Source organism: Nocardia sp. NPDC004260 (genome assembly GCF_053603155.1).
Genome location: NZ_JBSGEZ010000010.1, coordinates 89708 through 108667, shown reverse-complemented (window position 1 = coordinate 108667; position 18960 = coordinate 89708). Strand labels below are relative to the sequence as shown.

At 68.6% G+C, this 18960-nt stretch carries 20 protein-coding genes; 8 read left to right on the top strand and 12 right to left on the bottom strand.

The window, feature by feature from the left end; all coding sequences use genetic code 11:
* Window positions 1-114: 114 nt before the first annotated feature.
* From ahcY to cofD, 9 genes are all read right to left on the bottom strand, one after another.
* Window positions 115-1593, bottom strand: coding sequence for an adenosylhomocysteinase (ahcY, locus tag ACWEO7_RS08820; RefSeq protein WP_452422019.1), 1479 nt, complete (start codon window positions 1591-1593; stop codon window positions 115-117).
* Window positions 1594-1698: 105 nt separating this feature from the next.
* Entirely contained in the window at window positions 1699-2754 is a 1056-nt protein-coding gene (locus ACWEO7_RS08815) for an alkane 1-monooxygenase (RefSeq protein ID WP_452422017.1), read from the bottom strand.
* Window positions 2755-3025: 271 nt separating this feature from the next.
* Window positions 3026-3646 (bottom strand): TetR family transcriptional regulator, encoded by a 621-nt coding sequence (locus tag ACWEO7_RS08810; protein ID WP_452422015.1) that lies wholly within the window; start codon window positions 3644-3646, stop codon window positions 3026-3028.
* 40 nt (window positions 3647-3686) lie between these two features.
* Window positions 3687-3869: a rubredoxin gene (locus tag ACWEO7_RS08805; protein ID WP_355077147.1), complete on the bottom strand. Its 183-nt coding sequence runs from the start codon at window positions 3867-3869 to the stop codon at window positions 3687-3689.
* Window positions 3866-4039: a rubredoxin gene (locus tag ACWEO7_RS08800; RefSeq protein WP_452422013.1), complete on the bottom strand. Its 174-nt coding sequence runs from the start codon at window positions 4037-4039 to the stop codon at window positions 3866-3868. Before ACWEO7_RS08800 ends, ACWEO7_RS08805 begins: the two co-directional genes overlap by 4 nt.
* The gene (locus ACWEO7_RS08795; protein ID WP_452422011.1) at window positions 4036-5295 is read right to left on the bottom strand and encodes an alkane 1-monooxygenase; all 1260 of its coding nucleotides are present in this window, start codon (window positions 5293-5295) and stop codon (window positions 4036-4038) included. Before ACWEO7_RS08795 ends, ACWEO7_RS08800 begins: the two co-directional genes overlap by 4 nt.
* A 187-nt stretch (window positions 5296-5482) precedes the next feature.
* A complete protein-coding gene (locus ACWEO7_RS08790) occupies window positions 5483-6001 on the bottom strand; it encodes an NUDIX hydrolase (RefSeq protein WP_450020813.1) in 519 nt (172 codons plus the stop codon).
* Window positions 6002-6035: 34 nt separating this feature from the next.
* A complete protein-coding gene (locus ACWEO7_RS08785) occupies window positions 6036-7382 on the bottom strand; it encodes a coenzyme F420-0:L-glutamate ligase (RefSeq protein WP_452422009.1) in 1347 nt (448 codons plus the stop codon).
* Window positions 7379-8377, bottom strand: a complete 999-nt coding sequence (cofD, locus tag ACWEO7_RS08780; RefSeq protein WP_452422007.1) for a 2-phospho-L-lactate transferase — start codon at window positions 8375-8377, stop codon at window positions 7379-7381. Before cofD ends, ACWEO7_RS08785 begins: the two co-directional genes overlap by 4 nt.
* A 492-nt stretch (window positions 8378-8869) precedes the next feature.
* Here cofD and ACWEO7_RS08775 point away from each other — a divergent pair, with 492 nt between their 5' ends.
* The 7 genes from ACWEO7_RS08775 to ACWEO7_RS08745 all read left to right on the top strand — a co-directional run bounded on the left by ACWEO7_RS08775 (window position 8870) and on the right by ACWEO7_RS08745 (window position 15357).
* Complete coding sequence (locus ACWEO7_RS08775; protein ID WP_029901515.1) at window positions 8870-9103, top strand: WhiB family transcriptional regulator; 234 nt, start codon at window positions 8870-8872, stop codon at window positions 9101-9103.
* Window positions 9104-9226: 123 nt separating this feature from the next.
* The gene (locus ACWEO7_RS08770; RefSeq protein ID WP_168434228.1) at window positions 9227-9706 is read left to right on the top strand and encodes a metallopeptidase family protein; all 480 of its coding nucleotides are present in this window, start codon (window positions 9227-9229) and stop codon (window positions 9704-9706) included.
* A gap of 299 nt (window positions 9707-10005) precedes the next feature.
* Window positions 10006-10386 carry a DUF3499 domain-containing protein gene (locus ACWEO7_RS08765; RefSeq protein ID WP_039800382.1) on the top strand — a complete coding sequence of 127 codons (381 nt, stop codon included), beginning with the start codon at window positions 10006-10008 and terminating at the stop codon, window positions 10384-10386.
* A gap of 52 nt (window positions 10387-10438) precedes the next feature.
* A complete protein-coding gene (locus tag ACWEO7_RS08760) occupies window positions 10439-11815 on the top strand; it encodes a phosphomannomutase/phosphoglucomutase (RefSeq protein WP_452422006.1) in 1377 nt (458 codons plus the stop codon).
* 118 nt (window positions 11816-11933) lie between these two features.
* On the top strand, window positions 11934-13136 hold the full coding sequence (locus ACWEO7_RS08755) for a tobH protein (protein WP_450020821.1): 1203 nt from the start codon (window positions 11934-11936) through the stop codon (window positions 13134-13136).
* A complete protein-coding gene (gene manA, locus ACWEO7_RS08750; protein ID WP_452422004.1) occupies window positions 13136-14356 on the top strand; it encodes a mannose-6-phosphate isomerase, class I in 1221 nt (406 codons plus the stop codon). Before ACWEO7_RS08755 ends, manA begins: the two co-directional genes overlap by 1 nt.
* A 74-nt stretch (window positions 14357-14430) precedes the next feature.
* On the top strand, window positions 14431-15357 hold the full coding sequence (locus ACWEO7_RS08745; RefSeq protein ID WP_452422002.1) for a cation diffusion facilitator family transporter: 927 nt from the start codon (window positions 14431-14433) through the stop codon (window positions 15355-15357).
* A gap of 23 nt (window positions 15358-15380) precedes the next feature.
* Here the strand turns inward: ACWEO7_RS08745 and ACWEO7_RS08740 are convergent, their stop codons facing one another.
* Window positions 15381-16850, bottom strand: a complete 1470-nt coding sequence (locus ACWEO7_RS08740; protein ID WP_452422000.1) for a phytoene desaturase family protein — start codon at window positions 16848-16850, stop codon at window positions 15381-15383.
* Window positions 16843-16992, bottom strand: a complete 150-nt coding sequence (locus ACWEO7_RS08735) for a hypothetical protein (RefSeq protein ID WP_452421998.1) — start codon at window positions 16990-16992, stop codon at window positions 16843-16845. The genes ACWEO7_RS08740 and ACWEO7_RS08735 overlap by 8 nt, the downstream gene beginning before the upstream one ends.
* A 238-nt stretch (window positions 16993-17230) precedes the next feature.
* Between ACWEO7_RS08735 and ACWEO7_RS08730 the strand changes: the two genes are divergently transcribed.
* Window positions 17231-17446 (top strand): DUF4287 domain-containing protein, encoded by a 216-nt coding sequence (locus ACWEO7_RS08730; protein WP_452421996.1) that lies wholly within the window; start codon window positions 17231-17233, stop codon window positions 17444-17446.
* A 55-nt stretch (window positions 17447-17501) separates the two neighbouring features.
* Here the strand turns inward: ACWEO7_RS08730 and ACWEO7_RS08725 are convergent, their stop codons facing one another.
* Window positions 17502-18860 (bottom strand): cation:dicarboxylate symporter family transporter, encoded by a 1359-nt coding sequence (locus tag ACWEO7_RS08725; RefSeq protein WP_452421995.1) that lies wholly within the window; start codon window positions 18858-18860, stop codon window positions 17502-17504.
* Window positions 18861-18960: the final 100 nt, after the last annotated feature.

Below are 18960 nucleotides of genomic sequence, written 5' to 3'. Positions count from 1 at the left end.
CTCACACCGGACGCCCGCAGCGGCTGACCAGCGTGGATGCCGGGCGCTGCGAGCGGGCGCGAGGTGGCGGGCTCCGGTGTCCCGCCGACCGTCGACGGGACACCGGCTGCGCGTTCAGTAGCGGTAGTGATCCGGCTTGTACGGACCCTCGACGTCGACGCCGATGTACTCGGCCTGGTCCTTGGTGAGCTTGGTCAGCTCGCCGCCGAGCGCTTCGACGTGGATGCGCGCGACCTTTTCGTCCAGGTGCTTCGGCAGCCGGTAGACCTCGTTGTCGTACTCCTCCGGCTTGGTCCACAGCTCGATCTGCGCGATCACCTGGTTGGAGAAGCTGTTCGACATCACGAACGAGGGGTGGCCGGTCGCGTTGCCGAGGTTGAGCAGACGCCCCTCCGACAGCACCAGGATCGAGCGGCCGGATTCCTTGAACGTCCACAGGTCGACCTGCGGCTTGATCGTCAATTTCGTTGCGCCGGAACGCTCCAGCGCCGCCATGTCGATCTCGTTGTCGAAGTGACCGATGTTGCCGAGGATGGCCTGGTCCTTCATCGCCTTCATGTGGTCGAGGGTGATGATGTCCTTGTTGCCGGTCGCGGTGATGACGATGTCGGCCTCGCCGATCGCCTTCTCCACGGTCACCACGTCGTAGCCGTCCATCAGCGCCTGCAGCGCGTTGATCGGGTCGATCTCGGTGACCTGCACCCGGGCGCCCTGTCCGGCAAGCGATTCCGCGCAGCCCTTGCCGACATCGCCGTAGCCGCAGATCAATATCTTCTTGCCGCCGATGAGCACGTCGGTGCCGCGGTTGATGCCGTCGATCAGCGAGTGGCGGGTGCCGTACTTGTTGTCGAACTTGCTCTTGGTGACCGAGTCGTTGACGTTGATCGCGGGGAACACCAGTTCGCCCGCCGCCGCGAACTGGTAGAGCCGCAGCACGCCGGTGGTGGTCTCCTCGGTGACGCCGCGCACCGATTCGGCGATCTTGCTCCACTTGCCGCGATCGGACTCGAAGCGCTCGCGCAGCAGGTTCAAGAAGACCTTGTACTCGGCCGAGTGGTCCTCGTCCTCCGGCGGCACCACGCCCGACTTCTCGAACTGCGCGCCGCGCAGCACGAGCATGGTGGCGTCGCCGCCGTCGTCGAGGATCATGTTGGCCGGCTCGCCCGGCCAGGTGAGCATCTGCTCGGCGGCCCACCAGTACTCCTCCAGGGTCTCGCCCTTCCAGGCGAACACCGGGGTGCCCTTCGGCTCCTCGACGGTGCCGTTGGGGCCGACGACCACGGCGGCCGCCGCGTGGTCCTGGGTGGAGAAGATGTTGCAGGAGGCCCAGCGGACCTCGGCGCCGAGGCTGGTCAGGGTCTCGATCAGCACCGCGGTCTGCACGGTCATGTGCAGCGAGCCGGAGATGCGCGCACCCTGCAGCGGCCGCACCTCGGCGTACTCACGGCGCAGCGCCATCAGACCGGGCATCTCGTGTTCGGCCAGACGGATCTCTTTGCGGCCGAAATCGGCCAGCGACAGATCCGCCACCTTGTAGTCGATGCCGTTGCGGACATCGGCGGTCAACGACGTGCGAAGTTCTGAGGTGGTCATCAGCCTCTCCTGGTTCGGCAAGTACCGAGGCAAGGCTAGTCGCTCACGACGGGGTGCGGTTTACGCGGCCGTCCCTCCCACGGGCGGACCGGCCTCGGACTCGGCTCACGCCGTGACGCCGCGGGCCGCCAGGATGCGACGCCGCTTACGCGGCTGAATGTTCGCCAGTGTGATGTCGCCGCCGTAGTGGGCGAGGACGCGGCCGTCCATTATCCGCCGCCACAGCGGCGGGACGGCGGCCAGCACGATCATGGCGGCGTAGCCCGCGGGCAGTTGCGGGGCCTGCTCGGAGGTGCGCAGCGTCTGGTAGCGGCGGCCCGGGTTGGCGTGGTGATCGCTGTGCCGCTGCAGGTGGAACAGGAAGATGTTGGTGACCAGGTGGTCGCTGTTCCAGCTGTCGCGCGGCGAGCAGCGGGCGTACCTGCCGTTCGGGCGGCGCGCCCGCAGCAGGCCGTAGTGCTCGACGTAGTTCACCGTCTCCAGCAGGCCGAAGCCGATCACGGCCTGCAACAGCAGCCAGGGCAGCACCTGGTAGCCGAACGCCGCGACCAAGGCGCCGAACAGCACGAGCGTCATCGACCAGGCCTGCAGGATGTGGTTCTGCACGCTCCACCAACTCTTGCCCTTGCGTGCGAGCCGCTCGCGCTCCAAGGCGATCGCCGAGCGGAAACTTCCGGACACGCTGCGCGGCAAGAACTCCCACAGCGACTCGCCGAGGCGCGCGCTGGCCGGATCCTCCGGAGTAGCCACCCGCACGTGATGGCCGCGATTGTGCTCGACGAAGAAGTGCCCGTATCCGGACTGGGCGAGCGCGATCTTGGCCAGCCAGCGCTCCAGGCGCTCGACCCGGTGCCCGAGCTCGTGGGCGGCGTTGATGCCGATACCGCTGACGAATCCGAGAGTGGCGGCCAGACCCAGCTTGTCGACCACGCTCAGTTCGTCCCCGGCCCACATGTAACTCGCGATCACCAAGCCGATCAGCTGCACGGGGAGCATCAGATAGGTGCACCACCGGTAGTACCGGTCGTTGGAGAGCCGCTCGTAGTCCTCGTCCCTCGGATTGGTGCCGTCCACGCCGATCGACCAGTCCAGCAGCGGGATCACGATCAGCACGATGATCGGGCCGATCCACCAGAAGACATCGAGTCCGGTATGCAGCACCAATTGCGATGGCAGCAACGCGGACGCAGGCGGAAGCAAGCCGAGAACCCACAGATGGCGTTTGGAATCGGGCGATCCCGCCGATTTGCCAACCGTTTGCACTTTTGCCCCACTCAAAGAAGACCCGGACACCGTCGACTGAGAATACTTGTTGGCTTGCCGTCCGTTACACCCGTGCCGTCGGTTGAAACCCGATCGCTATTACAAGCCGCGCAGTCGGTTTTCAATGTGCTGCATATGCGCCAGTCGCGAGCCGGTTGCTTGCCCGGGCTCAGCTCCGCACGCGCGCGGCGAGGATCGCTTCGACGTAGGGACTCAGCAGCGCGCTCAATTCCGCGGGCGCGTCCCGCCCCGGAGCGGGCGGAGTGGGGATGTAACTGAGGGCGACCCGCACCAGCGCGTGCGCGATGACGTCCGATTCGGCCGCCGTCGACGCCACCCAGCTGTGCTGGAAGGCGAGCGACAGCCGCTCGGTCGCGTGCTCGAGCAACGGCCCCGCGTCCAGGGTGATCAGGCGCAGCAGATCCAGCTTCACTTCACCCGCGACCAGCGACTGCACCAGCGGGTCGGAGGCCGCGTCGAAGAAGAAGTTCGCCATGCCGTCGCGGAACGCCGCGCGGACGTCACCGACGTTGCCGTTGATGGCGGCGTCGACATGATCGACCAGGAAGTCGGCCAGGCGCAGGGCGTAGGCCTGGGTGAGGCCGCCGCGTGAACCGAACTCGTTGTACAGGGTCTGCCTGCTCACGCCCGCCCTGGCCGCGACGTCGCCGAGCGTGATCTTGGACCAATCCCGCTCGGTGAGCAGCTCGCGCATCGCGTCCAGGACCGACGTCCGCAGCAGGTCCCGCGCGGCCTCCTGGTAGGGAATCCTGGTTCCGGTGCGCGGCATACCCGCGACACTGTCACGGGCGCCTGCCGCAGTCAAAATCTCACGACCGTTCGATTTCGACCATGAAGAAATCCGCCTTTGCGGCGCCGCAGTCCGGACAGGTCCAGTCGTCGGGAATGTCGTCCCAGCGGGTTCCCGGCGCGATGCCGTCCTCCGGCCAGCCCTCGGCTTCGTCGTATTCGAAGCCGCACTGGATGCATTGATAGAGCTTGTACTCGTTCATTTCGTGGCCCCTATCGGTTCGAAGTCGATTTTCTCCCGCACACCGCAATCCGGGCAGCACCAGTCCTCCGGCACCGTCTCCCACCGGGTGCCCGGCGGGAAACCTTCGTGCGGCTCACCTTTCGCCTCGTCGAAGACGTAGTCACAGACGGGGCAGCGATACGCTTTCACGCCGCGTCCTTTCCGGCAGCGTTTTCCGCCTGACCCGAGCCGTAGCGCGCCAGCACTTTCTCCCGCTTGCCGGGATCTATATTGGCCCGGGTGATGTCACCGTCATAGTGCGCGAGCACACGCTTGTCCATGACGCGACGCCACAGCGGCGGGAAGTAGGCGAGCATGATCATGCTGGCATAGCCGCTCGGCAGGTTGGGCGCGCCGTCCCAGCTGCGCAGCGTCTGGTAGCGGCGGGTCGGATAGGCGTGATGATCGCTGTGCCGCTGCAGGTGATACAGGAAGATATTGGTGACGATGTGGTCGCTGTTCCAGCTGTGCACCGGGGCGGGCCGCTCGTACCGGCCGCTCGACGCGCGCTGCCGCACCAGGCCGTAGTGCTCCAGATAGTTGACCGCCTCCAGCAGGCTGAATCCCACCACGGCTTGCAAGATCAGGTACGGCAGCAGCTCGATGCCGAACACCGCGACCAAGGCCGTGAACAGCGCCGCCGACATCAGCCAGGCGCTGAGTACTTCGTTGCGCAGGCTCCACGGCTTCTTGCCGAGCCGGTCCAGCCGGGCCTTCTCCAGCTGCCAGGACGACTTCAGGCTGCCCCATACCGTGCGCGGCCAGAAGGCCCAGAACGTCTCCCCGACACGGGAACTCGCCGGGTCCTCGGGCGTCGCGACGCGCACGTGGTGGCCGCGGTTGTGCTCGATGTAGAAGTGCCCGTAGAACGACTGGGCCAGTGCGATCCGCGACAGCCAGCGCTCCAGGTCCACCTTCTTGTGGCCGAGTTCGTGTGCGGTGTTGATACCGATGCCGCCGATCATGCCGACCGTGATCGCCAGCCCGATCTTGTCCACCAGGTGCAGCCCGCCGTCGATGCCGAGCCAGCTCACGTTGTCGGCGGTGATCAGATAGGCCGCCATCACCAGCGTGGCGTATTGGAACGGCAGGTACAGGTAGGTGAGGTAGCGGTAGTACTTGTCGTTCTCCAGGTACTCCATCACCTCATCCGGCGGGTTGTCGCCGTCCGGGCCGAAGAAGATGTCCGCGATCGGGATCAACACGTAGACCAGGATGGGTCCGAGCCAGAACGGCACCTGCGCGAGGCGATGCCAGCCCAACTCGTTCAGCCCCCAGATCAGCGGCAGACCGATGATGAACAGGCCGGCTGGAGCGAACAAACCCCACAGCCACATATAGCGCTTGCGATCCCGCCAGGCCGGCACCTCCACCGGCTGAGCGGACATGTCCGCGTGCGTCGACATCGTTGTCTCCATTCCCGAAGGGCACGCCACATGTGACGTGCATTACCTCACTTCTGGACGATAGACGTACATTTGTCACATATCTAGACAAATCACGCAATTTGTAAACGCGCCTCCGGGTCCAACGAACCGAGCCCCGGCCGGAGACAACTCCGCCCAGGGCTCGGCGTGGGATGACGGGACCGACTCAGCGCAGCAGCACGTCGGCGTCGGCGGGTAGTGCGTTCACCGGCCACCAGCGCAGGTCGGTGGATTCGTGGCTGCGTACCGGGATCGCGCCCGCGGGGGCGGTGATGCGGAACAGCAGGTCGAGGTGTCTGGTGGGGACACCGAGCGAGCAGGTGATCGGATGCGCCTGGGCACCGTAGAGCCCTGGTTCCAGCCGTAGGTTCGCGATGCCGGATTCCTCGGTCGCTTCGCGGAGCGCGGCGCCCGCGACCGTCTCGTCCCGCTCTTCGCAGTGGCCGCCGAGCTGGATCCAGCGTCCGACTCGCGGGTGCAGAGTGAGCAGCACCTCGCGGCCGTCGTGGGAGAAGACGACCGCGGAGGCGGTGATGTGGCCCGGCGCGTGTTCACGCAGGCAACCACGCGGGGCCGAACCGAGGAAGGCCAGCATCGCTTCCCGCAACGATCGCTCCGGATCTGTTCCGGGACACCAGGTCTCGAGCAACTCGGTGGCCGAAGCGTGCAGCGACTCCGCGCTCACCGGCGACACTCTCGCACTGCGGAGTCGAGGCGCTTCACAGCTCGACCAGCCCGGACCCCGCGCCCGCCGGCTGCCGCGGGGTCGGCTCTTCGAGCGGATGACCGATGGCGATGGCGCCCAGCGGACTCCAGTCCTCGGCCACGCCCAGCACGTCCCGGGTGACCTCGGGGGCGAAGATCGTCGACCCGATCCAGCAGCTGCCGATGCCCTCGGTGGCCAAGGCGACCAGCAGGCCCTGCACCGCCGCGCCCACCGCGACGGTGAACATGGTGCGTTCGTTCGCTCGCCTGCGCTCGTCCGGGTAGTCGTGCGCGCCGTCCGGCACACAGAACGGAATGATCACCTCGGGTGCGTCGAACAGAATGCGCCCACGCGCGACCCTGCGCTCGATCCGCTCCGGCGGCAGGCCGTCCGCGGTCAGGTCGGTGCGCCATTTCTCCGCCATCGCCTCGAGCAGACGAGCGCGCAGCTCCGGCGTGCGCAGCCAGACGAACCGCACGGGACGGGTGTGGTGCGGAGCGGGGGCGGTCAGCGCGACCGACACGGCCGAGCGGATCAGTTCGGGATCGACCGGCACGTCGGCGAACTGGCGAATCGAGCGACGCAGGAGGATCGCCTCCTTGCGACCGCGTTCGATGGCCTCCGCGGTGCCCAGCCAGAACAGGTCGTCGATGCCGCCGCGCAGGAGATCGGCGGCGCCCGATCCGTCGTCGACGATCGGCAGCCCGCGCACTACGGCGACCGGGACACCCCCGAGCTTGCCCTTGACCAGGTCCGCGGCGGCGGCCAGCTCGTCCGCCACGGCCACCTGGGTGACGAAAAGCTCGTTGCCCTGGCCGTCGACCGCGCCCGCGTAGTCGTGCAGCACCCGTAAGCCCGCGGCGCCGATGGCCGCGTCGGTCTGCCCATTGCGCCAGGCTCGGCCCATCGTGTCGGTGACGACCACCGCGACCGTCACGCCCAGCCGATCGGCGAGCGCGGCGCGCAGCGCCTTGGCGCTGGCGTCCGGGTCGGTGGGCAACAGCACGAGCTCGCCTTTCTCCACGTTCGAGCCGTCGACACCGGAGGCCGCCTGCACGATGCCCAGCTTGTTCTCGGTGATCAGGGTGCGGCCCTTACGGGCGAGCACTCGCACCGCCTCCTGGTCGACGAGCCTGCGCCGGACCGCGTCGCGCTCCTCGGGGTCCAGCGGCGCTTCCACGATGCGTCCCTCGACCTTGGCGACGATCTTGCTGGTGACCACCAGCACGTCACCGTGGGCCAACCAAGGCGCGCAGCGGGCGATGTGCTCGGCGAGGTCGTCGCCGGGCCGGAATTCGGGCAGCCCGGTGACGGGCAGGATGCGCAGCTCTCCGGCCGCGTGGTCGGTCGGTGTGCTCACGGGGCGACTCCAGCGAGATCCAGCGCCTGACGCACCATTTCGGCGGTGGTCGGCGGGTCGGTCATCAACAACGGCACGCTACGCACCTCGACCCCGGGCACCTCGGCGGTGTCGGTGCTGTGGATCAGCCAGCCGTCCAGGATGCCGGTGGCGGAGCGTGCGCCGTAGTACCGGCCGATCGCCTCGGCCGTCGTCTCCACGCCGATGACCGAGAGGCACTCGTCGGCCATACCGCGCAGCGGCTTGCCGTCGATCACCCCGGACACGCCGATCACCTTCGCCGGGGTGGTGCGCAGCGCGCCCCGGATACCGGGCACGGCGAGGATGGCGCCGATGCTCACGACGGGGTTCGACGGCGCGAGGAGAACCACGTCGGCGGATTCTATGATATCGATCACATTTGGGGCAGGTTTGGCCTCATCGGCGCCAATTGTGGCGAATCCATGGGTGTCGATGTTCGCGCGGTAGCGAACCCACCACTCTTGAAAATGGATCGCGCGTCGTTCGCCAGGCTTGTCCGGATCCGACACCACGACATGCGTTTCACAGCGATCGTCGGTTGCCGGGATCAGTTTCACGCCCGGCTGCCACCGGTTGCACAGCGCCTCGGTGACCGTGGAGAGCCGGTATCCGGCGCGTAACATTTCGGTGCGGATGAGATGCGTGGCGATATCGCGGTCCCCCAAGCCGAACCAGTCCGGCTGGGCATGATATTTCGCGAGCTCCTCCTTGGCGTGCCAGGTCTCGCCGACCCGGCCCCAGCCACGCTCCGTATCGATGCCGCCGCCGAGGGTATACATGCAGGTGTCGAGGTCGGGGCAGATCCGGAGCCCATGCATCCAGACGTCGTCGCCGACGTTCACGATCGCGGAGACGTCCGCCTCGGGCAGCAGCTCCCGGACGCCCTGAAGGAAACGCGCGCCACCGACACCGCCGACCAGCACGGCGATCCGGGGTCCGTTCGCGAGCGTGGCGTCCGTTTGTTGTCCAGTCACATCCGCACAGCCTATGCGCTGACGCGAAGGCTCCCGTTCGCGGCAAATTTGCTATACATTTGCTATCACAGATCACAAGAGAGACTCGGAATGCGGCTGCGGATAGTAACGGAATAGCGACGGCGGCTTGACCATCGCAGCGTCCGGCGTGTCTAATCACAGACATGTCATTCCGGGTTCGCGCGAGAGATCAACGCGCGAACGGCATTTCGAACAAGTGTTCGCATCGGTGTGACAAGCTCGGGGACGTCCGCGGGACAACGTCGCGGGGTATGGCCGTCGGTATGCGTGTTGGTCCGACGGAAAGAATCATTCTGCGCTAACACACAGTGAGGAGGCGGAGCGATGGCCAACGAGATGGTCTCGCCGACCGATTCCACAGCAGGCGCAGCACGTGGCGTCTGCGCAGATAACGTCGGCTGGAAGGACCAAGAGGGGGGTGACGGAGTCACGGCGCCCCGGCTCAGCCTGGTCGTGACCGGCTTCGACGAGATGTTCGAATCCATCGAAGAGCAGTGGCAGGAGCGCGCCCTGTGCGCGCAGACCGATCCGGAGGCGTTCTTCCCCGAGAAGGGCGGCTCCACCCGCGAGGCCAAGCGGATCTGCATGGGCTGCGAGGTACGCGACGAGTGCCTGGAATACGCGCTCGCGCACGATGAGCGCTTCGGCATCTGGGGCGGCCTCTCCGAGCGGGAGCGCCGCCGCCTCAAGCGCGGCATCGGCTGACAGACATCCGCGATGCCCGGAGCCGCCGTCCACCGTGGCGCTCCGGGCACGCGCGACACGACCGGACAGTTCCCGACCGCCTCGATGCGGACGACCGGAGCCGACTGGCCTAGATTTTCTCTCATGGCACGTTCCCGTAAGCGTCGACCGCCGACCGCGCGGTCGGTGATCCGCCGCGGCCGCGGAGTGCGCGGGCCGATGCTGCCACCCACCGTGCCCGCTTGGCGGACCCGAGGCCAGAAGTTCGACCGGCTGGTGCTGGAGGCGTTCGCCCCCTTGGACTCCCGCTGGCACGACCGGCTCACCAAGCTCGACATCGCGGTCGACGACGTTCCGAAAATCCGCCCGCTGCATCCCGATTCGGTCACGTGGCCGGACGAGGTCGTGGCCGACGGCCCGGTTCCCCTCTCCCGGCTCATCCCGGCGGGCGTCGACCGGCACGGGGCGGCGACCAGGGCGCGGGTGGTGTTGTTCCGCAAGCCGCTCGAGCTGCGCGCCAGCGACCCCGACGACCTGGTGGATCTGTTGCGCGAAGTCCTGGTCCAGCAGGTCGCGACCTACCTCGGCGTCGATCCGGACGTGATCGACCCGGAAGCGGAGTGAATCGCACCCATCCGAGTGGCGGCGGCTCCCGAATGCCGTTGCGGGGCAGGCGCGGGCGTGTAGGCCGGTCACCGGCTGGGTACTCCGTGAACCCACGCCCACGACGCACCACTGATGTCGCGCACCGGCGACATCGTCGCCCGCGCGTTCGGCGCACGTCGTCCAGATCACCGCGGGGCCCGTCACGGCCCTGTGGGACGTCGTGCCGCCCTCGTTCCGCGACGCACGGACCGAGATTCTTCAAGCGTGTCTGTCCCCATCGACGCGCCAGGGGGGTTACTCTCATCGGCGTGATTCCCATGCGTCGTTGCTGCCGACCAGGCTGCAAGAATCCGGCCGTCGCGACGCTCACCTATGTGTACTCGGACTCGACGGCGGTGGTCGGACCACTCGCGACGGTCGCCGAACCGCACTCCTGGGATCTCTGCGAAACGCACGGCTCACGCATCACCGCTCCGAAGGGTTGGGAACTGGTTCGCCACGAAGGCGGGTTCTCCTCCAGCACACCGGACGACGACGACCTGACCGCGCTGGCCGAGGCGGTGCGGGAGGCGGGGTTGCGCCGCCGCCCACCGGAGCGCGAACAGCGTGGCTATCGCGACTACGCTCCCCCGCCGCCGCGCACCACACGAACGGGTCGCCGCGGCCATCTGCGCGTGCTGCCCGACCCGCCGTCCTGATCGGACGAGGACGGTGTCGGACCGGTCCGGCGCAACCACTAGGGTATTGGGCATGACAGTCGCCCGCTCTGCCGAATTCGTGAACGCGGTGATCAAGGCCTACGACGTTCGCGGTGTGGTCGGTGATCAGATCGACGCGGAATTCGTCAGGGACGTCGGCGCCTCCTTCGCACGGCTGATGCGCGCCGAGGGCGCGAACCGGATCGTCATCGGTCACGACATGCGGGATTCCTCCCCCGAGCTGTCGGCCGCCTTCGCCGACGGCGTGCTCGGCCAGGGCCTCGACGTGGTGCACATCGGCCTCGCCTCGACCGACCAGCTGTACTTCGCCTCCGGCCGCCTGGACTGCCCGGGCGCCATGTTCACCGCCAGCCACAACCCGGCCCGCTACAACGGCATCAAGCTCTGCCGCGCCAAGGCCCTTCCGGTCGGGCAGGACACCGGCCTGGCCGCCATCAAGAACGAGCTCGTCGACGGCGTGCCCGCGTACCCGGGCGAGCGCGGCAGCGCGACCGAATCGAACCTGCTCACCGAGTACGCCGACTTCCTGCGCGGCCTGGTCGATCTCGGCGATATCCGCCCACTCACCATCGCGGTGGACGCGGGCAACGGCATGGGCGGGTACACGGTGCCCGCGGTGCTGGGCACGCTGCCCCAGGTGACGATCGTGCCGCTGTACTTCGAGCTGGACGGCACCTTCCCGAACCACGAGGCCAACCCGCTGGACCCGGCGAACCTGGTGGACCTGCAGAAGCTGGTCCGCGAGTCCGGCGCGGACATCGGCCTCGCCTTCGACGGCGACGCCGACCGCTGCTTCGTGGTGGACGAGAACGGCGACCCGGTGGCGCCGTCGGCGATCACCGCCCTGGTCGCCGAGCGCGAACTGGCCAAGGAGCCCGGCGCGGTGATCATCCACAACCTGATCACCTCCCGCGCGGTACCGGAGCTGGTGCACGAACTGGGCGGGACGCCGGTACGCACCCGGGTCGGCCATTCCTTCATCAAGCAGGAGATGGCAGCCACCGGAGCGGTGTTCGGCGGCGAACACTCCGCGCACTACTACTTCCGCGACTTCTGGGGCGCCGACTCCGGAATGCTCGCGGCGTTGCACGTGCTGGCCGCGCTGGGCGAGAAGGACCGGCCGGTGTCGGAACTGATGGCGTCCTACGCCACCTACGCGGCCTCCGGCGAGATCAACTCCACCGTCGCCGACGCCGGAGAGCGGACGCTGGCCGTGGTGGACGCCTTCGCCGACCGGGCGCACTCGGTGGACCGGCTGGACGGGGTGACCGTGCAATTGGCCGACAACGCCTGGTTCAACCTGCGCGCGTCGAACACCGAGCCGTTGCTCCGGCTGAACGTCGAGGCCCGATCGGCGGAGGAAGTAGACGCACTCGTGACCGAGATCCTGAGCATCGTGCGCTCCTGACTGGAATAGTGGAATCACAGGCCTTGGATTCGCCCGACTCGGTCTCGGTGTGGCAGCTGGACCGGGTGGGCGCGGGGGCGGAAAAGACACAGCGCGATGAGGGGAGGTGGAACGCCCGATGATCGCTGGAACACCGGTGCTCGACCTCGACGATGCCGCTTCACTCGAAGCCGCCGACGCAGGCGGCGCCCTTCGCTCGGCCGCCTCTGGCGGCGCCCAGGTGCGCGCCACCGCGGCGGCCGTCGGTGAGGACGCGCTGGCCCGGCTGGCCGATCTGCGACCGCGCAGCGTGGTGCTGGTCTCCGGTTCCGGACGTGCCGCACGTGCCGCCGGACTGCTCGTGGCCGCGCTCGGCGACCGCGCAGGCCTACCCGTCGTGCCCGCCGCCGCCCTGCCGCCGTGGGTGGGGCCGCTGGATGTCGTCCTGGTCTCCGGTGACGACGCGGGTGATCCCCGCCTGATCGACGCCGTCGACCGGGCGCTGCGTCGCGGCGCCGAGGTGGTCGTCGCCGCGCCGCACGAGGGGCCGCTGCGCGCCGCCGCGGCCGGACGCGCCGCCGTCCTGGAACCGAGGGTCCAAGTTCTCGGGTACAACCGCCTGTTGCGCTTCCTGGCCGCCGGAATCGCGGTTCTGCGCGCGGTCGACCCCCAGCGCACCGGCGCCGCGGTCCCGGAACTGGCCGACCTGGCCGACGTGCTGGACGCGGAGGCGCTACGCGACGGCCCGCACAACGAGGTCTTCCACAACCCCGCCAAGACGCTGGCCGCCCGGATGCAGCAGCGGGGCATCGTGCTCGCGGGCGATTCGCCCGCCGCCGCCGAACTGGCCGAGCACGGCGCCGAGGTGCTGTTGCAGTCCGCGGGCAAGGTCGCCACCGCGGTGGATCTGGCCGAGGCCGTGGCCGCGCGGACGCGGATGGCCGAAGCGGCAGGCGAATCCGCGCCCGACTTCGACCCGATGTTCCACGACGAGGAGTTGGACGGGCCCGCGCCCGTCGAGCGCGTCCGGGTGTTCGTGCTCAGCGCCGATCGCGATCGGGCGGCGGCACGCCGTCGCATCGCGGTGTTCGGCGGCGAGGGCGGGAACCTGGTGGACGCCGATCTGGTGAACGCCGACGTCGACCTGCTGCACACCGAGATGACCGACCCCGCCGCGCCCGCGCAGACCCATGCCGAGGAGTCCGCGCAGGCGAACGGCACCGAACTCGAACAGCTCGCGGTGCTCGCGCTGCGACTGGAGATGGCCGCCGCCTACCTGCGGCTGCTCGGCTCGCGGACCGCCGCGGCCGACAGCCAGGGGCAGTACGGGGGAAGCTACTAGTGCACGAACTCGTTGGTGCGCTCCGCTCGTATGCCTGGGGCTCGCGCACCGCGCTCGCTCAGCTGTGTGGCAGGCCGGTGCCGTCGGCGCATCCGGAGGCCGAACTGTGGTTCGGCGCCCACCCGGCCGATCCGGCGCACGTGAAAACCGGTGACCGCACCACCTCGCTGCTGGAACTGATCGCCGCCGACCCGAGCCGGGAACTGGGCTCGGCCGCAGAACGATTCGACGAGAAGCTGCCGTTCCTGCTCAAGATCCTGGCCGCCGAGGAGCCGCTGTCGCTGCAGGCGCACCCGAGCATGGAGCAGGCGCGGGCCGGCTTCGCGCGGGAGAACCAGGCGAAGGTGCCGCTGGACTCCCCACTGCGCAACTACCGCGACGAGAACCACAAGCCCGAGCTGGTCGTCGCGCTGGACCGGTTCGAGGCGCTGGCCGGTTTCCGCGATCCGCACCGCACCGTCGCACTGCTGCGCGCACTGGCGGTGGATGGATTGCGCCCCTACTGCGAACTGCTTGCCGCGCAACCGGACAAGGCGGGCCTGCGCACGCTGTTCACCACCTGGATCACGCTGCCGCACCACGTGCTGACCACGCTGCTGCCCGAGGTGCTCGACGGCTGCGTGCGGTATCTGTCGGGCAAGGGCGCCCGTGAGTTCACGGCCGAGGCGCGCACGACCCTCGAATTGGCCGAGGCCTATCCGGGCGACGCGGGCGTGCTGGCGGTGCTGCTGCTGAACCGGGTGACCCTGGAGCCGGGCCAAGGATTGTTCCTCGCGGCCGGCAATCTGCACGCCTACCTGCGCGGGGTGGGCGTGGAGATCATGGCCAACTCCGACAACGTGCTGCGCGGCGGGCTCACCCCCAAGCACGTCGACGTGCCGGAACTGTTGCGGGTGCTGGATTTCGAGCCGATCGACTTGCCTGCCGTGTTACCCGAGCCCGCCGGTGACGGGTCGGTGCGCTATCGCACGCCCGCACCGGAGTTCGCGCTGCGCCGCTTCGACCTGGTCGCGGGTTCCGCCCGGGTGCCGCTGACCGCGGCGGGACCGGGCATCGTGCTGTGCACCGCGGGAACGGTGCGCCTGTTCCGGAACGACTCGTCGCTGGAGCTCACCCGGGGCGGCGCGGCGTGGATCTCCGCCGTGGACACCGATATCCGCGCCCAAGCGGTGGACGGCGACGTCCAGCTGTTCTGCGCGTCCGTCGGGGCGACCGGCTGACCGATCCGGAACGCCGGATTCCAGGTGTCCTAGTCTGTTCGCGGGTATCTCGAAAACAGAGAGGACATGCTTCCATGTCGGCTGGCGGTGGCAAGAAGGCGATCATCGCGGCGTTGTCCGCGAACGCGGGGATCGCCGCGGCGAAGTTCGTCGGTGCGGCGATCACGGGCTCGGGATCGATGCTCGCCGAGGCCGTGCACTCCGTGGCCGACACGGGCAACCAGGCACTGCTGCTGCTCGGCCAGCAGCGCGCCGCGAAGGAAGCCGACGAGCTGCACCCCTTCGGCTACGCGCGCAACCGCTACTTCTATTCGTTCATCGTGGCGCTGGTGCTGTTCACCCTCGGCTCCGGCTACGCCATCTACGAGGGCATCCACAAGATCCAGCATCCTGAGGAGCTGAGTTCGCCGATCGTGGCGGTGATCATCCTTGTGATCGCGATCGCGTTGGAGTCATACAGCTTCACCACCGCGGTGCGCGAATCCGCGCCGCTCAAGGGTGACGCGAGCTGGTGGCGGTTCATCCGCAATTCGCGCAGCCCCGAGCTGCCGGTGGTGCTGCTGGAGGACACCGGCGCGCTGATCGGCCTGGTCTTCGCGTTCGCGGGCGTCGGCCTGACCATGCTCACCGACGACCCGGTCTGGGACGGCGTCGGCACGCTGGCCATCGGCGGGCTGCTCGGCGTCATCGCGGTCGTGCTGATCGTGGAGATGCAGAGCCTGCTGATCGGCGAGGGCGCCACGCCGCAGGAGAACCGGCTGATCCGCGCGAACCTGGTCGACCGGACCCGCATCGACCGGGTGATCCACCTCAAGACGCAGTACCTCGGCCCGGAGGAACTGCTCGTGGCGGCGAAGGTCGGCGTCGTTCCCGGACTCGACATCGCGGCGATCGCCGGTGCCATCGACGAGGCCGAGGCCCGCGTCCGCGCGGCGGTACCCGCGGCGCGCGTGATCTACCTCGAACCCGATCTCTACCGCACCGAGCCCGCCACGAGTTAGCAACTCGGCGACCGGGGCCGTCCTCAGCGATGCTGGAAAGCCGGGGTGCGCAAGAGGTCGAGCGGATCGGTGCGGATGTCGAAGCGGTCGCGCAGGGCGTGGCGCGCGGCGTGCAGCCCGCACATACCGTGGACCCCGGGGCCCGGGGGCGTCGCGGACGAGCAGAGATAGACACCGGGAATCGGTGTGGCGTATGGGTTCCAGCGTGGAGCGGGGCGGAAGGCGAACTGGCGCATGGTCATCGCGCCCGCCGAGATGTCGCCGCCGACGTAGTTGGCGTTGTGCGCGGGCATTTCGGCGGCGGTGATCACGTTCTCGGCGACAATCAGATCGCGGAAACCCGGCGCGAACCGCTCGATCTGGCCGATCACTTCCTCGCTGACATCGCGGGTGGAGCCGTTGGGCACGTGTGCGTAGGTGTAGAACGTGTGGCCGCCCTCGGGCGCGCGAGTGGGATCGACCACGCCCGGCTGGATGGACAGCACGTAGGGCCGGTCGGCGTGTCGTCCCATGGCCACGGCGTGCTCGGCGGCCATGGCCTCGGCGCGGGTGCCGATCACGTGCACCGTTCCGGCCAGCGCGCAGCCCTCGGCTCGCCACGGCACCGGGCCGGAAAGGGCGAAGTCGATCTTGCACGCCGCGCCGCCGTACCGGAAACGCCGGAGGCGCTTCGCGTACCGGGCGGGCAACCGATGCCCGGCGATACGCAGCAGTCCGGCCGGGGCGAGGTCGAGCAGAACGGCGCGGGCGCCGGCGAACTCGTCGATCGAGTCGACCCGGTGGCCGGTGTGCACCCGGCCGCCGAGACGTTCGAGTTCGGCGATGAGGGCGTCGGGAATCGCCTGACTGCCGCCGCGCGGAATCACCCAGCCTTCGACGTGGGCCAGCGTGCCGAGCAACAGCGCCGCGCCCGCGGCGGTGGCGGCGCGCGGGGGAATGATCGCGTGGGTGGCGATGCCGGTCAGCAGGGCGGGCGCGACCTGGTCGCGAAACCTGATGTCCCACAGCGGCGAGCCCTGCTCCAGGGTGCGCAGGCCGAAACGGATCGAGGTCGCGAGCCCGGACGGGATACGGCGCAGATCCGACATCGCGATGTCGACCACGTCCGGCCAGTGCCGCACCAGCGGAGCGAACAGTTTGCGCCACGCCGGGCCGTCGACACCGAGGTCGTCGACCGTCCGATCCAGGTCTCGCCAGGCCAGTCCGGCCACACCGCCGTCGAGCGGATGCGCGTAGGAGACCTCCGGTGCGAGCAACTCGACACCGTGCGCGGTCAGGTCGAACGCGCGGAACAGCGGCGCGGCCGCCGCCATCGGATGCGCGCCCGCGCACAGATCGTGCCGGTAGCCGGGCAGAGTGAGTTCCGCCGTACGGGACCCACCTCCGGCCGTCGCCTCTGCCTCGTACACTTCCACGGCGAGCCCCGCCCGAGCCAGGATCACCGCGGCGGCGAGGCCGTTCGGTCCGGAGCCGACCACCACCACATCAGCCATACCCCCACGCTACCGGCGCCGGGCGTGCCGACACGGACGTCAGGCCCGCGCCGCGGCCACGGCGGCGAGCCGCGTCGTAGAGCGCCGGATTCGCCACCGCGAAGTCCGAGTAGGCCCGCGCGACCCGTAGCAGCGAGTCCACGGCGCCCGAGGCTTCCGCGTGTGCCCGCCGCAGAACGGCGGTGAGCTCGGCGAACCCCCTGCTCGGCGACGGCGGAGACGATTGCCGACTTGCCCGCGCTGACCGGTGGACTTCTCGTCGAGGAGCACCGTGTGGCCGACCGCGCGCGGACCGCGGCGGTATGGCGGGCCGGTGCGATGATTTTCCGGCAGCTGCCCCGTCTGCACCATCGAACGCACGACGAGCAAGGAGATCGACCATGGCGACCAAGCCGCACGGCCCCGCGTCCTACTTCCCCACCATCGAGGCCAAGTACGGCCGCACCATCGAAGAGTGGAAGGCCGCCATGCGCGAGACCGGTTTGGCCGCACACAAGGAACTCGTCGAGTGGCTGAAGACCGAGCACGGTTTCGGGCACGGCCACGCCAACGCCCTCACCCAGCACCATCTGCACCCGGAGAAGTGGGAGGCGTGATCCCCGGACGCCACGAAGGGCCCGCAGATCCTGCGGGCCCTTCGTCGTGCGCGCGCTATGCCTGGACCAGATCCTTGGTCTCGGATTCCTGCGCCTGCGCGGGCGTCCCGTGGTCGTCGTCGACCATGGTCCGCTCGTCGAACGGCAACTTGCGATCGAGCACTTCGCGCACCCGATCCACGTCGACGGTCTTGGTCCAGGTGCCGATCAGCACCGTGGCGACCGCGTTGCCGGAGAAGTTGGTCAGCGCCCGCGCCTCGGACATGAAGCGGTCGATCCCGACGATCAAGCCGACACCGTCGAGCAACTCGGGCCGATGACTCTGCAATCCGCCCGCCAGCGTGGCCAGCCCCGCGCCGGTGACGCCCGCAGCGCCCTTGGACGCGATGATCATGAACACCAGCAGCCCGAGTTGCTCGCCGATGGACAGCGGCTTGCCCATCGCCTCCGCGATGAACAGCGATGCCATGGTCAGGTAGATGGCGGTGCCGTCCAGGTTGAACGAATAGCCGGTGGGCACGACGACGCCCACCGTGGTGCGCTCGACGCCCATGTGGTCCATCTTCGCGATCAGCCGTGGCAGCGCCGATTCCGACGACGAGGTCGCGACGATCAGCAGGTACTCCCGCGCGAGGTAGCGGACCAGCTTGAAGATCGACACCCGCGACACGCTCCACAGCAGCAGACCGAGCACGCCGAACACGAACACAACGCAGGTGAGGTAGAACGCGAGCATCAGCGTGCCCAGCTTCGCCACGGCGTCCAGGCCGGTCTTGCCGACCACGTTGGCGATCGCGCCGAACGCGCCGATCGGCGCCAGCCACAGAATCATCACCAGGATGCGGAACACGAGTTTCTGCAGCAACGCCACGCCGCGCAGGATCGGCTCGCCCGTCGTGCCCATGGCCTGTACCGCGAATCCGACCAGCAGCGCGACGAACAGCGCCTGCAGCACGTTGCCGGTGGTGAGCGAGGACAACAGCGTGGACGGCACGATGTTCTGGACGAACTCCCAGGTACCGCCCGCGCTGTGCGCGGTATCAGCGAGGTTGTGACCGGCTTTGGCCGAATTGGCGATGTTCAGTCCCGCGCCGGGTTGCAGCAGGTTGCCGACGACCAGACCGATGCCGAGCGCGATGGTCGACATGACCAGGAAGTAGCCGATGGCCAGTCCGCCGACCTTGCCGACGGTGGCCGCCGCGCGCACCGAGCCGATCCCGAGCACGATGGTGCAGAAGATGACGGGAGCGATCATCATCTTGATGAGATTGACGAAAATGGTTCCCAGCGGGGCGAACGACTGCGCGGCGCCGGGCGCCAGCCAGCCGACGAGGACGCCCGCGACCACCGCCACGATGACGGAAAGATAGAGCCAGTGGGTGCGGTCGCGCCGCGTTCGAGTCGTTTCGCTCATAGCGAGGATTTCCCTTCGAAAGGTACCGACGCGAAGTGGCTCACGCCTTCCAGGCAGAATGATGGTCGGCCGGGTGATCCCGGTCACTGTTTGGTGCATT